Source organism: Myxococcus stipitatus DSM 14675 (assembly GCF_000331735.1).
Classification (GTDB): Bacteria; Myxococcota; Myxococcia; order Myxococcales; family Myxococcaceae; genus Myxococcus; species Myxococcus stipitatus.
In genome coordinates this window covers 1324107-1338092 of sequence record NC_020126.1, presented here as the reverse complement: position 1 = coordinate 1338092, position 13986 = coordinate 1324107, and the positions used below count along the sequence as shown (strand labels likewise).

11 protein-coding genes are annotated in these 13986 nt (G+C 71.1%); 2 read left to right on the top strand and 9 right to left on the bottom strand.

The genetic code is table 11. From position 1 onward, the window contains the following. Positions 1-172 precede the first annotated feature (172 nt). The 7 genes from MYSTI_RS05300 to MYSTI_RS05270 form a co-directional block, all read right to left on the bottom strand. Entirely contained in the window at positions 173-775 is a 603-nt protein-coding gene (locus tag MYSTI_RS05300) for a flavodoxin family protein (protein WP_015346676.1), read from the bottom strand. A 57-nt stretch (positions 776-832) separates the two neighbouring features. After that, positions 833-1201 carry a hypothetical protein gene (locus MYSTI_RS05295; protein ID WP_015346675.1) on the bottom strand — a complete coding sequence of 123 codons (369 nt, stop codon included), beginning with the start codon at positions 1199-1201 and terminating at the stop codon, positions 833-835. Positions 1202-1328: 127 nt separating this feature from the next. Next, positions 1329-2465, bottom strand: coding sequence for an acetylornithine deacetylase (gene argE, locus MYSTI_RS05290; RefSeq protein WP_015346674.1), 1137 nt, complete (start codon positions 2463-2465; stop codon positions 1329-1331). Between the two features lie 63 nt (positions 2466-2528). After that, positions 2529-3911 (bottom strand): formimidoylglutamate deiminase, encoded by a 1383-nt coding sequence (gene hutF / locus MYSTI_RS05285; RefSeq protein ID WP_015346673.1) that lies wholly within the window; start codon positions 3909-3911, stop codon positions 2529-2531. A 67-nt stretch (positions 3912-3978) separates the two neighbouring features. After that, positions 3979-5430 (bottom strand): hypothetical protein, encoded by a 1452-nt coding sequence (locus tag MYSTI_RS05280; protein ID WP_044283086.1) that lies wholly within the window; start codon positions 5428-5430, stop codon positions 3979-3981. Positions 5431-5449: 19 nt separating this feature from the next. Then, positions 5450-6979 carry a lipoprotein gene (locus tag MYSTI_RS05275; protein ID WP_015346671.1) on the bottom strand — a complete coding sequence of 510 codons (1530 nt, stop codon included), beginning with the start codon at positions 6977-6979 and terminating at the stop codon, positions 5450-5452. 68 nt (positions 6980-7047) lie between these two features. Beyond that, the gene (locus MYSTI_RS05270) at positions 7048-7536 is read right to left on the bottom strand and encodes a DUF2383 domain-containing protein (protein WP_015346670.1); all 489 of its coding nucleotides are present in this window, start codon (positions 7534-7536) and stop codon (positions 7048-7050) included. A 189-nt stretch (positions 7537-7725) separates the two neighbouring features. Between MYSTI_RS05270 and ligD the strand changes: the two genes are divergently transcribed. Both ligD and MYSTI_RS05260 read left to right on the top strand, forming a co-directional pair. Beyond that, positions 7726-8721, top strand: coding sequence for a non-homologous end-joining DNA ligase (gene ligD / locus MYSTI_RS05265; protein ID WP_233278175.1), 996 nt, complete (start codon positions 7726-7728; stop codon positions 8719-8721). A 72-nt stretch (positions 8722-8793) separates the two neighbouring features. Further along, the gene (locus tag MYSTI_RS05260; protein WP_015346668.1) at positions 8794-9741 is read left to right on the top strand and encodes a DMT family transporter; all 948 of its coding nucleotides are present in this window, start codon (positions 8794-8796) and stop codon (positions 9739-9741) included. Positions 9742-9749: 8 nt separating this feature from the next. On the opposite strand, the gene MYSTI_RS05255 is transcribed toward MYSTI_RS05260, so the two are convergent. After that, positions 9750-10163 carry a hypothetical protein gene (locus MYSTI_RS05255; protein WP_015346667.1) on the bottom strand — a complete coding sequence of 138 codons (414 nt, stop codon included), beginning with the start codon at positions 10161-10163 and terminating at the stop codon, positions 9750-9752. A gap of 74 nt (positions 10164-10237) precedes the next feature. After that, complete coding sequence (locus MYSTI_RS05250) at positions 10238-13978, bottom strand: VCBS repeat-containing protein (protein WP_015346666.1); 3741 nt, start codon at positions 13976-13978, stop codon at positions 10238-10240. Between the last annotated feature and the right edge of the window lie 8 nt (positions 13979-13986).

Below are 13986 nucleotides of genomic sequence, written 5' to 3'. Positions count from 1 at the left end.
CTCCCCTCCAGGGATTCTCAGACACGGAACGGGAGGGGGACGAGACACGCCACAGGGGCTGACGGCACGGCGTGCGCCGAAGCGCACCGCGAGGCCCCCCGGTTCCGAAGGCGCGGCAACCTAGTGGCGTGCGGGAGCGCGCGTCAAATCAGCGGGCATCAGGGGGTGGAACTCAGGCAGCCTCGACTTTTGCGACAGACAGGGGACGCACGAGAAACTCACGGGCAGCAGAGAGAGCACGCGTGTCCTGCAACACCTCGCCCGGCCGGTTGCCATGGCCGATGAGGCCACCGCGCCACCGCATCTCCAGGTAGTCGGCGCTCATCCGGAGGCTCATCAGGCTCGGGGTGGCGACGGAGTCGTCCTCCTCGGAGGAGTGGGCGGTCACCAGCGACAGGACCTTGCCCCGCATGCGCTCGGCGAAGCGCAGCTCCGGCACGCGCATCCACCAGGACCAGTGCTCCAGGTAGGCCAGCGCGGTCGAGGGCAGGTTGTACCAGTACACGGGGGCGACGATGACCACCTCGTCGGCGGCCAGGGTGCGCTCGGCGAGCGCCAGGAGCTCCGGCGGGGGAGGACGCGTGTAACCCCCTGGCGCGTGGCGCAGGTCCCGGAAGGGCTCCACCAGGGAATCCTCCAGCCGGAGCCAGTCCGTCACCGTGCCCGGGGGAAGTGCCTCCGCGGCCTTGCGTGCGAGCTGCTCGGCATTGCCCCCTTCACGCGAGCTGGCGAGCAGGAACAGGACGTTGCGTGGCGTCACGGAGGAAGGGCTCATCTTGTTCACCCAGGGGAAGCGCCCGCGCGAGGGCACAAGGCCGCGCGGCACGGTTTCTTAATAACCAGTGCCGTTCGCGCCGCACGGCGCTTCCCTCACAAAGGAGGAATGCGCCCGGCACGTGTCCTCGCTACAGCACCCCAGCGCACTCCGGAGGGCATTCCAACCCGCGTCAGGGCGGTCGCGCCAGGCTCGCGCAATCGAGTCGTCCACCTCGTCCGCCAGGCTCAGCACCGCCTCGAGCGCCTCCACGTCAAAGCGCGGCTTCCCCACCTCGAGAAACCAGACATTGAATCGCGCATCGAGGGCCATCAGCTCGCCTGCCACCGCGATGGACTCCCACGGCGCGGAAGGGTGGGTGATGACCTGCGCGAGGACGTTGCGCGGGTCCGAGCTTGCCTCATGAATCAGCACGGCCCTGCTCACGCACGACCTCCCACGCGCTGACGTCTTGGTCGACGCCGATGGACGTCAGGCGCCCTGCCAGGACACACGGGCAGGGGGCGCGGCCGCACCCACTCATGGAGGGTGCGACCCCACCCTCGGTCACGGCTCAGCGTCCGCTACAGAAGTGCGCGACGGCACGAGCCAGGATGGCCTCACAGCGCACCAGGTCTTCGACCGGCACGTACTCGCCCGTCTGGTGCGCCACGCGGATGTCTCCGGGCCCGAACACCACGGCCTCCGCGCCCAGCTCCGTCATCTGCGGAGCCTCCGTGCCGAAGGGCACCGTCGTGGACTCGTTGCCACTGGCCTCGGACAGGAAGCGCACCACCTCCGCGTCGGCGCGCGTATTCACGCCCCGGTCCGTCCGCAGCACGCGGATGTGCGCCTCGTAGGCGGGCTCGTCTCGCACCAGCTCCTGCCGGATGGACTCCAGAATCTCCGCCACCCGCTGCGTCGACTGGCCCGGAATCGGCCGCCACTCCACGGTGAAGCGGCACGAGCCCGGCAGGATGTTCTTCGCCTTGCCACCCTGGATGACGCCCACGTTCACCGTGGTGAACGGCGGCTGGAAGCCCTCGTCCCGCTCCTCGCGCAGCACCGTCGTCGCGAGCTGCTCCAACCGCTGCAGGAACCGCCCCGCGCGGAAGATGGCGGACGCGCCCGTCTCCGGATACGCGCTGTGCCCTTCCTTGCCCAGCACCTCCACCTCCGCCAGGCAGTAGCCCTTGTTCGCGCGCACGGGCGTGAGCTTCGTGGGCTCGCCGACGATGGCGTGCCGCGCACGGCCCAGCCCCGCGGCCACCAGCTTCTTGGCGCCCACCAGCCCCACTTCCTCGTCCGCGGTGAGGACCACCATCAGCGGAGCCTGGAGCCGCTCGGCGCGCTCCGCGGCGTGCAGCGCACAGGCGATGAAGCCCTTCGTGTCACACGCGCCGCGCCCGTAGAGCTTGCCGTCCCGCTCCGTCAGCTTCAGCGCGTCCGTCCACTCCGCGTCGAAGGGCACGCAGTCGGAGTGCCCCACCAACGCGAGCGCCGCGCGCCCGGAGCCGCCCTTCACGGCCACCAGGTTCACCTTCTCCGTCCCCGCGTCATCGGTGTACCGCTGTCGCTCCGCGCTGAAGCCCGCGGCCTCCAGCCGCGCCTGCGCATAGTCGATGAGCGGAGCATTGGGTCGCGAGGACGTGGTGTCCATCGCCACCAGCTCCGTCAGGGTGGCCCGCAGCGCGGGCAGCGTGTCGCTCATGGGACAGCCTCCAGTGGCCGCGTCATGCCACCGCGCGGCGCCCCGCGCCAGCCCCCTGTCCTTTCACGGGTACAGCGCACGCGCGAGCGTCTGGAACGCGCGCCCGCTCTCCTCCGCGAGCGGATGGCGCCCGTCTCGCACCACCAGCCGTCCATCCACCGCCACCTCGCGCACCGCCGACTTCTCCGCGCCCAGGACGATGGAGGCCAGGAGCGACGACGGGCTCGCCCCCACGAGCGACGGATGCCCCACGTCCACCGTGAAGAAGTCCGCCGGTGCCCCCGGCTCGAGCGCCCCCGTGGACAGCCCCAGGCTGCGAGCCCCCTCCACGGTCGCCATGCCGAGCAGCCGAGCCCCCAGCCCCGACACCTCGCCCCCGCCCGGGTCCAGCACCGCGCGCCGCAGGCGTGACAGCCGCAGGTGCCCCTCCAGCTGACGCGCCTCGTCCAGCAGGTCCACATGCGCCTGGCTGTCCGAGCCCAGGCTGATGCCCGCGCCCGCCCTCACCAGCGCGTCCGCCGGGACGATGCCATCTCCCAGGTTCCGCTCGGTGGACGGGCACGCGCACACCGTCGCGCGGCCGGTGCCCAGCATGGACACCTCCTCCTCCGTCAGGTGGACGCCGTGCACGGCGGTGAAGTCCGGACGCAGGAGCCCCAGGTCCGACAACAGCTCCACCGGGCGCCGGCCATGCTCCGCCAGACATGCCTCGATTTCCTTCGGCTGCTCCGCCACGTGCATGTGCACGGGGAAGCCACGCACGCCCGCGATGACCTTCAGCCACTCCTTCGTCACCGCGCGGACGCTGTGCGGCGCCAGGCCCACGCTCACCGCCGAGTCGCCTCGCACCTCGCGGGCCAGCGACTCCGCGGAGGCGAGGAACGTGTCCACGTCCGGGTCGATGAAGCGGCGCTGACGCGGATTCGGCGCCACCTGGAAGCCCGCGCGCGCATAGCCCACGCGCAACAGGCAGATGCGCAGGCCCGCGTCGCGAGCGGCCCGGATGACCGCGTGCGCCAGCGCGTTGCGGTCCGCGTACGGCGTGCCCTCCTGCTGGTGGTGCACGTAGTGGAACTCGCCCACCGTGGTGATGCCCGCCAGGGCCATCTCCACGAAGACCTGCCGGGAGGCGACGTAGAGGTCCTCGGGCCCCAGCGACTCGGCGGCGCGGTACATCGCCTCGCGCCAGCTCCAGAAGTCATCCGCCTCGCGCCCGGAGGCCACGTACTCCGTGCGCCCGCGGATGAGCCGCTGGAAGGCATGCGAGTGGCCATTGACCAGGCCCGGCAGGAGCACCCGGCCCGGCAGGCGCACGACGCTCGCTCCGGCGGGCACGGACGACGCAGGGAGGATTCGGCCATCGGCGCCCACGGCCAGGGGGCGCCCTTCGAGGAGCCGGCCTCCCTCGTACAGGAAGTCCGGCTGGTAGACAGTCGTGTCGCTCACGCGCGGCAGCGTACGTCAGCGGGCCGAGTCTCGCAGCAGCCTCGACACAGCCCGCCCGTCCCTGCTGTCACCGCGTCGACGCCAGCGACTTCTCCCCCTCCCGAGCGGGGTGCGCCGAGTTGTCGTTCGACCCAGGCCGCCCCAGCCCTCGCTGGACCGCCGGCAAGGACGCATTCACCGGGCCGACGTAGAAGACGCCCTGGTAGCCCTCCCCGTTCGTCGACTCCCAGAGGTGCACGAAGTACCGCTCGCCGTTGTTGCGCCCCTTGGTGTCCCGCACCCCGCAGTCCAGCTTGTCCTGGACGCCCTTGCTGTCCACCGAGCAGATCCACGCCGTGCCGCTGTCGTACGCCATGTCCAGCGCCACCACGTCGTCCAGCCTGTCTTTGACCAGGTAGCCCATCGGCTTGCGCTCCGGGTCCCAGGGCAGCCCCTTCTTCGTCCGCGAGTGGACGTTGCCGGAGAGAATCAGGTGGAAGCGCGTGGGCGACGACTCCACCTGGTGGACCACCGTCGCCGCCATCGCGTCCTCGCGCTCCTGCCCGTTCGCCTTCGGGTGGTCGAACACGAAGACCTCCACATCCAGCCCCAGCGCGCGCAGCAGGCGCAGCTGCTCCAGCAGGTTCGCCATGCCCTCGCTGCCACGGCCATCCGGATACGGGCTGCGCCAGAACGGCGACTCCATCAGCTTCAGCCAGTCGTCATCGGTCCCCGGGCTCTCCAGGAAGGCATCCACGCGCGTCTGGTTCTCCAGCGGCAGCTCCAGCCCCACTGTCACCGGAACACCGGCCACCAGGGCCTGACACGCGGACTGGGCCACGAAGCGCGGGACCTCGCGCGTGCCGTGCAGCTCCCCCAGCAACATCACCGCGCCGGGCTTCGCTTGCTTGCCCAGGCCCAGGATGGGCAGGCCACACTCCACCGCCATCTGAGAAGGCGCGCTCGTCGCCTTCGCGGCACGGGCCACCTTCACCGGCTTCGGCGCGCTCTCGTCCTTCGCCATCCGAGAGTCCACGTCGCGGAACACCCGCCACTCCATCACCATGTCTCGCTGCGTCTGGCCCGACCCCGCGGCGACGGCGACCTCTCCCTGAGGGGCACCGAAGTTGCCATCGTCCTCCGGAGAGAGGCCCTCGGTCCTTCCCGCCGTCTGGCCCCAGCCCAGTTCGCTGCCGGGGGCGGACAGCGTCCTGCCAGTGCTCTTGGTGATGCGGAAGATCTGCAGCTTGCACGACGTCGGCGTCTCGCGGCGCCCCACCACCATGTACCGGTGGAAGAAGCCCGCGATGCGCGAGCCGCCGAACTCCTGCCGCCACTCCGTCTCCAGCACCATGCTGCCCCGGTCCTCGCGGAACGGCAGCTCATTGCGCGTGAAGAACTCCCGGACCTCCGGCCACACCATCTCGAGGGGCTGCTCGTAGATGGCCTCCCGGTCCGGAATCTCCAGGTCGCTGCGCCAGGTCGCGCAGCCGGTCACCACGAATGCACCCGCCAGAACCGCGAGGACAGACCATCGCATCATGCCACCTCCAGGAGACTCACCGCAGGACGCCAGAACGAAGGGAACTTCCCGACATATCGTCACGCACCGAGGCCATCCTGCGCGCCTCGTCGCTCGCGGGATGCACGGAGTTGTCGTTGGCGCCGGGTCGCCCCAGTCCTCGATGCACCGCGGGCTCCGAGGCCTTCACCGGCCCCACGTAGAAGACCCCGTGGTAGCCCTCCGCGTTCGCAGAACCCCAGAGGTGCATGAAGTACCGGTCGCCGTTGTTGCGGCCCTTGGTGTCCCGCACCCCGCAGTCCAGCCTGTCGCGAATGCCCTTGCCGTCCACCGAGCAGATCCACGCCGTGCCGCTGTCATACGCCATGTCCAGCGCCACCACGTCATCCAGCTTCTCGCTGACCAGGTACCCCATCGGCTTGCGCTGCTCATCCCAGGGCAGCCCCTTCTTCGTCCGAGAGTGGATGTTGCCGGAGAGAATCATGTGGAAGCGCGTGGGGGACGACTCCACCTGGTGCACCACCGTCGCCGCCATCGCGTTCTCGCGCTCCTGCCCGTTCGCCTTCGGGTGGTCGAACACGAAGACCTCCACGTCCAGCCCGCGCGAGCGCAGCAGCCGCAGTTGCTCCATCAGGTTCGCCATCGCCTCGCTGCCGCGGCCATCCGGATACGGGCTGCGCCAGAACGGTGACTCCATCAGCTTCAGCCAGTCCTGCTCCGCCCCCGCGCTCTCCAGGAAGGCATCCACGCGCGTCTGGTTCTCCAGCGGCAGCTCCAGTCCCACCGTCACCGGGATTCCCGCCACCACGGCCTGACACGCGGACTGGGCCACGAAGCGAGGAACCTCCTCGGTGCCGTGCAGCTCGCCCAACAGCAGCACCGCGCCAGGCTTCGCCTGCTTGCCCAATCCCAGGATGGGCAGGCCACACTCCATCGCCATCTGGGACGGCGCGCTCGTCGCCGACGGCGCCTTGGCCACCCTCACCGGCTTCGGCGCGCTCTCCTCCTTCGCCAGCCGAGGCGACACGTCGCGGAACACCCGCCACTCCATCACCAGGTCCCGCTGGCCCTGGCCCGACTCCGCGAAGAAGGAGTTCTCGCCACGCGGCGCCGCGATGACCTCCTCCCAGTCCTCGGGGCTGGTCTCCTGCGCTCCACTGCCGCCACCGGCGCTCCCCGCTCCCGCGAACAGGGTGCGCGAGGTGCCCCAGTCCAGCTCCTTGCCAGCGATGGACATCGCCTTGTTCAGGCTCTTGGTGATGCGGAAGATCTGGAGCTTGCTCGCGGTCGGCGTCTCCCGCCGCCCCACGACCATGTAGCGATGGAAGAAGCCGGCGATCTTCGAGCCGCCGAACTCCTGCCGCCACTCCGTCTCCAGCACCATGCTGCCCCGGTCCTCGCGGAACGGCAGCTCATTGCGCGTGAAGAACTCCCGGACCTCCGGCCACATCTCGTCGAGGGGCCGGTCGTAGATGGCCTCCCGGTCCGGAATCTCCAGGTCGCTGCGCAACGTCGCACAGCCCGTTGCTACAACCGCCATCGCCGCGAGTATGACCCACCGCTTCATGCCGCCTCCAGGCAACCCATGTCGTGAGGCTAGAACGACAGGGCTCCCTGGATATATCTGCGCGCGGCTCAGGCCTGGACTTCGGAGCCCTCCTCACCCACGGAGGCCCGCTCCTTCTCCCAGGGCCGGGTCCGGACCGCCTCACGAATCCACAGGATGTGACGCCGCTCGTCCTCGCGGTGGCGCTCGATGAGTCCCTGGACATCCGGGCTCCAGTCGAAGCGCAGCGCCAGGTCATAGGCCCGGTTGGAGAACTCCTCGTTGCCCATCATCGCGACCAGCGCCGCCTCGGTGCCCATCATGCAGGACATCGCGGTCAGCCCCTTCATCGCCGCGCCCTTCAGGTCCGGCCGCAGCTCCAGCGGCACGCCGCCGAAGAGGTGGATGAAGGCATTGAGCTCCCGCACATGGCGCAGGTGGTCGGCGCGAAACTCGCCCAACCGCTCTCGGACCAACGGCTCCGGGATGCGGGAGAGCGCCGTGTCGTAGGCCCCCACCGCGTCCGCGTCGAGCTGCGCCAGGCTGCGCAGCCGTGCCACCTCGGACTTCTCGGCCATGTCGACTTCCTCCGCACCAGGGACGCATGCAATGTGAGAAGCCTCCCCTCGAAGTCCAACCCGCCCCGCGAGGCCCTGGACCGGTCGCCCTTCCGGCGGGCGAGCGGACGAGACCTCGCGCCCTCGGGCATGCCCTCACGCTCACCTCATGACATTGCGATGGCCTCGCGGGATGCCAACCGTTGGCCCGTGAAACGCCCCGACCCACGACTCCACACCGACCGGCGCCAGCGGCCCCCACGCCGCGCTCCCCAGCCCGCACCCGCCACCGGCGAGCGCCGCGCCCCCAGGGCCCCCGCCGCGCGCACCGCGTCGCCCGAGTCCTCCGCCCCACGTCCAGGGCGCGCGAAGCTCACGCACGCAGACCGCGTCCTCTTCCCCGGGAGCGGACTGACGAAGGCGGACGTCTTCGCGTACTACCGCGACGTGGCGCCGCTGCTCGTCCCCGTCCTCGAGGACAGGCCCATCGCCGTGCAGCAGTGGCCCCGGGGAATCGAGGCCCCCGGCTTCTTCCGCCACTCGCTGTCGGGCATGCCCGCCTGGCTCCCGTTCCTGAGCGTGCGCCATGTGCACAAGACGCTGCGGCACGTGAATGTGACGGGCGAGGAGCCCCTGCTCTGGCTCGCCAACCAATCCGCGCTCACGCTGCACATGTGGCTGAGCCGAGCCCCCCAGCTCTCGCGGCCGGACTTCCTCGTCATGGACCTGGACCCGGGTGACGGAGGCTGGCCGGACGTCGTCGCGGCGGCGCTCGCGCTGCGGGAGCTTCTGGAGCAGCAGGGCCTGGAGGGCTTCCCCAAGACCTCCGGCAAGCGCGGGCTGCATGTCCTGGTGCCGCTGGCCCCGGGCCACACCTACGCGCGGGTACGGGCCCACGCCAATGCCCTGGCGAAGGAACTCGAGCGCCGGCTGGGGACACGCGCCACCACGGTCCGCGAGGTGCGCGCGCGTCACGGGCGGCTCTACCTGGACGCGGGACAGAACGCGCGGGGCAAGACGGTGGTGGCGCCCTACTCCCTCCGAGCGCGCGAGCCCGCGACCTTCTCGGCGCCCCTGCGCTGGAGCGAGGTGAGTCCGACCCTGGACCCCTCGCGCTTCAACCTCCGCACGCTGCGCGCGCGCCTGGACGCCGTGGGGGACCTGTTCGCGCCCGCACGGAAGAACCCACAGCGGCTGCCGGGTTGACGCCCGGCCGGCCGCCTCCCGCGTGCAACGCACCGTGCATGGCCTCGAGGCGGATGTTATGGCGACGCCCGCATGGATTCCGCCACCGCGACTGGCACCCCCGTGAAGACCGCCAGTCCCCTGAAGATTGCCCTCGCCTACTGCACCTGCTTCCTCTTGTGGGGCTCCACGTGGTCCGTGGTGAAGGTGGGGCTCGAGGACCTGCCTCCGCTGCGCTTCCTGGGCTCGCGCCTGCTGCTCACCGCGCTGGTGATGCTGCCCTTCACCCAGCTGAAGGGACATTTGGACGCGCGCACCGCGAAGCGCATCGCGGGGCTGGGCATGCTCCAGCTCGCCTTCCCCTTCGGGCTGCTCTTCTTCGCGCAGCAGTGGATTCCCTCCAGCTGGGCGGCGCTGCTGTTCTCCACCTTCCCCGTGTGGCTCCTGTTCGTGGGCCGCGTGCTGCTGCCGGACCAGCCGCTGACGCCGGGCAAGCTGCTGGCGGCGGGCATGGGCGTCGGGGGCGTGGTGATCCTCCAGTCCTCCAACCTCCAGGGACTGGCGCTCTCCGGCAAGGTGCTGCTGGGCGTGGGGCTGGCGCTCCTGTCCGTGGCCATCATCGCGGTGGCCAACGTGCTCATCAAACGCTTCATGACGAACGTGCCGCCGCGGACGCTCGTCTTCGGCCAGTCGCTCAGCAGCGCGGTGCCGCTGGTGGCCCTGTCGTTCCTGCTGGAGCCGCACTCCGCCGCGCAGTGGACGCCTCGCGCGATGGGCGCCGTCTTCTACCTCGCGGTGTTCGGCACGGCCTTCACGTACCTGTGTCTCTACTGGCTCCTGCCGCGCATCTCGCTCACGGCGCTGGGCGCCATGGCGCTGCTCGACACGCTGGTGGCGGTGGTGCTGGGCGTCGTGTTCCTCGACGAGCCCTTCACGCTGTCACTCGTCGTGGGCGGCGCGCTCATCCTGGGAGGCGCGGCGCTGGCCAACAAGCTGCCGCAGCAGGGCGCGCCCAAGCCCCCACGGAGCGCTCCGAGCTGAAGCGCGGGTCAGCGCTCGGAGGACTTCGCGCGGTGGCCGGCAATCCACGCGCGAGCCTCCTCGAGCGAGTCCGCGTAGCGCACGTCCAGCGGCCGGCCGCCGCCCAGCATGGAGCCCACCATCAAGCTCTTGGTGGTGGCCTTCTGCTCCAGCGCCGCGCCGATGTAGACGATGCCCAGGAACCACTCCGCCTTCGCGTGGGTCACCAGGTAGCGGCGCGACTCCGGGCTGAGCTGCGACTCGGCGATGTCGGCCGCCAGGTAGAAGCGCCCTCGCGCCGCGAGCGTCTCGTAGAGGCCACAGGACCAGCGCGAGGTGTCCTCGGTGATGGCGCCTCGGAAACGGGCGCAGAGGATATCCGGTGCGTCCAGCCACGCGCGCTGCTCGCCGTGGCTCCACTCCTGCTCCCAATCCCTTGCCATGAAACTCCCACGGTGAGGCCGGGCCCAGGATAGGCCCGACATCCGCCGTTCCCAATGGCCCCCCGCGAGTTTCGCTAGAAGCGCAGCGGCAGCACGTACGCCGTCCCGTTCCGCGTCCCCGTCCGGTAGCTCGCCGGCGCGCCAATCACCAGCGTTGGAGGTGTTCCTCCCTTTCCAGGGGTTACCGCGACTTCCATCCCCACCTGGCTGCGCTCCGAGACATCCCCCGCCACGGTGAGGAAGGGCGACAGCGCGCCTCCCATGTTGGGAGTGCCCGCGTAGATGAACACGGCGCCGCCGCCATCCGAGGCCACCGAAGCGCCATACGCGCCGACGACCAGGTCCTCCACGCCATCGCCCGACAGGTCCAGGTTCCCCGCCAGCGAGGAGCCGAAGAACACCGCGCGCGTCTGGTGCACCACCACCACGGGGGTGAGCCCGTCGCCCAGGGCCCCCGCGACGAGGGGCAGGCTGTCGGTCTGCTTGTTGGCCATCACCGTGCGCAGCTGCGCCAGGTCGAAGAGGAGCACCACGGGCTGCGTGACGCTGTTGAAGACGACGGCGCTGGCGCTGACGGCGAGGAAGTCGCGCGTGTCCCCGGTGCCGTTGGGGTTGCGCATGAGCTTGCCCGCGCGGGCGATGGCCACGCCCAGGCCCATGTTGTTGAGCTGCGCCTCGCTGTCTCCCGCGATGCGCCACACGGTGGGCGTCGTGCGTCCACCGCACTTGGCGCCTCCCGCGTCGTAGCCCAGGAGGATGGCCACGCCGGAGCGGGCCCCTTCCGCGTACCGCCACGCCAGGTCGGCGCAGCCATCCGCGTTGATGTCTCCCAGGTTCGTGGGGGCGAAGGTGTTGAGGCCGATGGAGGGCCACGAGTAGACGGGGTTGCACCCCAGGGTGAGCTTCGAGAGCGACGCGTCATCCGGCGCGCGGCCCAGGAAGACCTCCATGCCCCGGTCGCGCAGCACGCCCAGGTCTTCCTTCCCGTCGCCGTTGAAGTCGAAGCCGCCCACGACTCCGCGGCCCATGTTCGTGCGCTTGCAGCGCGCGTCCGTGTCCGGCACGCAGCCCGTGATTTGGTTGGGCGCCCACAGCCGGTAGGCGGGCTTGTACGTGCCGTCCGCCTGTCCCAGCGAGACCAACACGCCGCCCACGGTCTGCGTCCCGGTGGTGAAGCACTCCGCGCGGTTCGTGTGGTAGGTCGCGGCAATCTCCGCGCTGTTGCTGGCGGGTGCGAAGAAGGTCTGCGCGCCCACGGCGGTGTCCGGGATGCCGTCCCCGTTGAAGTCCGTGAAGGCCACGTCCGTGCCCACCATGCGCCCCGCCTTGTGCGGAGTGGGGGCACCCTCCTCCACCACCAGGGCCGTCGCGCCTCGGGCCACGTCGCGCACATAGGCGCGGCCAATGCCCATCGCGTCGCCATCCGCGTTGACGCCTGGACCGGACCACCCCTGCGCGCCCAGCAGCGCCACGCTCCCGCGAGGCCCCACCGCCACGGCCACCTGGTTGCCCACCAGCTCCGTGCTGGGCATCGCCGGGACGTTGGAGGTGCTGCGCGTCCACTCCGCCAGCGACGCGCCCGCCCTGCGGAACAGCTCCACCCGGCCGGTGAAGACACCCTGGTCCGTGGAGGCGCGGCCCGCGACGACCGCCAGCGACTCCCCATCCGAGAAGCGCCACGCCGCGAGCCCCGCGCCCAGCGTCTCCGACTTCGCCACGCCGTTGAGCGCCGTCAGCGGCTTGTTGATGAGGGCGCCCTTCGTCAGCGTCGCCAGCGGGTACACCAGCACCTTGCCGCCGAAGCGCAGCGTCGTGTTGCCCGGAGCGGGCGGCGCGGCGTACGGCGCGCCCAGCAGCAGCTCCGGCCCCGGAGCGCCGTCCACGTCCAGCACCGCGAAGCTGCGCCCCGCGACGATGCCGGACGCATCGCCATAGATGCGCGCGAAGGCCTCCTCGCGCTTCACCTGGGGAGGCGTGGCCACCGGGTCCCCCGTGGGCGTGAAGCCGCTCAGGTCGAACAGCAGCACCCCGCCCGCGTCTCCACCGGACTTCACGCCGCCACTGGTGCTCAGGTCCGGCGAGTCCGCGCGGTCCGCCACCGCCATCAACAGCGGGGGCCGCGTCCCGTCACCCGCGACGGAGGACAGACGCCACGTCCCCTCGTTCGCGTCCGCCAGGTTGGCGGGCAGCACATAGACATCCGGCGTCGCGCGGAAGCGCTGTCCCTCGGCGCGCGCGAAGAAGACGGAGATGGTCACCTGCATCCCCGGGATGCTGCCGTCCGCCGCGTAGCGACTCACCCGGCTGAGCGCCGCGATATCCAGGCGCCCGTCCTTGTTGAAGTCCGCCGCCACCAGCGCGCGCCCCAGGTCCGTGCTCGAGCGCGCCATGGGGGCCCCCTCACGCGAGAGGTCCGAGCCTCCCAGGCGGATGCTGGGCAGGTCCGGCACGGGCGCGCTGGGCGTCGACAGGTAGATGTCCACCGTGCCGCGCGCGCGGATGGCGCTGGTGGGCGCCAGGTCCCCCGCGGGAGTCCCCACCACCAGGTCCATCCGTCCGTCCCCATTCACGTCCGCCACGGACAGGCCCGCGCCGAACGCGGAGCTGGCCAGCAGTCCGGCGAGCGGCGAGCGCAGCGGCGCGGGCGAGCCGCCCTTGAACGTATACAGATACACCGCGCCGGCGTTGTTGATGGCGACGTCGGCGCCGGGCGAGGACACCACCAGCTCCGCGCGGCCATCACCGTCCAGGTCCCCCGCGGCCAGCACCTCACCGAAGAACGCGGACTCGGTGGTCCCCTCGAGCACCCACAGCGGCTTCGCATCCAGTCCGCCGCTGCCGCCCTTGTAGATGAACACGGCCCCGCCGCTCACCGGCGCGCCCATGTCGCTCTCGCGCTGTCCCACCGCGAGGTCCTGGATGCCGTCGCCGTCGAAGTCCGCCGTCACCAGCGAGGCCACATCGCTGAGCCGGCCGTGCGCCTGCGTCGGCCGCGTCAGCTCGTCCATCACCACCACCGTCACCGCCGCCTTGTCCCCGGTGAACGGGTCCGCCGCCTCCAGCACGGCCACGCCCGTGTCCCCGGGCTGGAAGCCGATGCGTCCGGGCGCGAGCGTCCCGGGCCCCGACACCTTCGTCCACACCACCGCGTCGCTGCCACCGCGCGTGCCCAGCGGCACGGAGGAGCCCGACGGCACCGCGAGGTACGCGGGCGCTCCGGCGAGCCGCGCCGTCCGGCTCACGTTGTACTGGAGCACCGCCTCGTCCCCCGTCTGCGAGTCGCGCACGGTGATGAGGTCCAGGCCCTCGCCGGTGCCCGCCGTGTAGCGGCCCTCCGGAGAGAGCGTGGCGCCGGAGCCACTCTGCGTCAGGCTGAACGTCGCCGGTCCCAGCAGGCCCCGCGCCGCCACCTGGAAGGTCGTCTGGGGCCGCACGTCCGCGCGAGCCGGAGCGATGTCGAAGGGCGCCAGCACCTCCACCGTGACGCGCGCGTCCCCGGGGCAGCGCGCATCCTCCACCACCAGCGTGTCCCTGCCCGGCGTGTGTCCCGCGACGAAGCGGTCCGCGCGCAGCTCTCCGGACGAGCCTCCCTCCTGGAGCACGTAGCGGTACTGGCCGCTGCCTCCGGAGGCCACCAGCGCCACGGGGTTGCCCACGCGCACGCGGACGGGCTCGGCGCGCAGGGCGACCGGAGGCAGCCCCGTGCACTGGTCCACGGGAGGCGGCAGGGGGACTTCACGCGCCGGGTCCAGCTCATCCGAGCAGGCGCCGGCGAGGAGCGCGAGGAGGGGGGCCGCGCGAACGATTCGATTCATGGACGTGA

Coding starts and splice junctions, on each gene's coding strand:
- argE (WP_015346674.1), bottom strand. CDS start 2,465: ATGAGCGACACGCTGCCCGCGCTGCGGGCCACCCTGACGGAGCTGGTG.
- MYSTI_RS05275 (WP_015346671.1), bottom strand. CDS start 6,979: ATGAAGCGGTGGGTCATACTCGCGGCGATGGCGGTTGTAGCAACGGGC.
- MYSTI_RS05280 (WP_044283086.1), bottom strand. CDS start 5,430: ATGCGATGGTCTGTCCTCGCGGTTCTGGCGGGTGCATTCGTGGTGACC.
- MYSTI_RS05260 (WP_015346668.1), top strand. CDS start 8,794: ATGGATTCCGCCACCGCGACTGGCACCCCCGTGAAGACCGCCAGTCCC.
- MYSTI_RS05270 (WP_015346670.1), bottom strand. CDS start 7,536: ATGGCCGAGAAGTCCGAGGTGGCACGGCTGCGCAGCCTGGCGCAGCTC.
- MYSTI_RS05255 (WP_015346667.1), bottom strand. CDS start 10,163: ATGGCAAGGGATTGGGAGCAGGAGTGGAGCCACGGCGAGCAGCGCGCG.
- MYSTI_RS05250 (WP_015346666.1), bottom strand. CDS start 13,978: ATGAATCGAATCGTTCGCGCGGCCCCCCTCCTCGCGCTCCTCGCCGGC.
- MYSTI_RS05300 (WP_015346676.1), bottom strand. CDS start 775: ATGAGCCCTTCCTCCGTGACGCCACGCAACGTCCTGTTCCTGCTCGCC.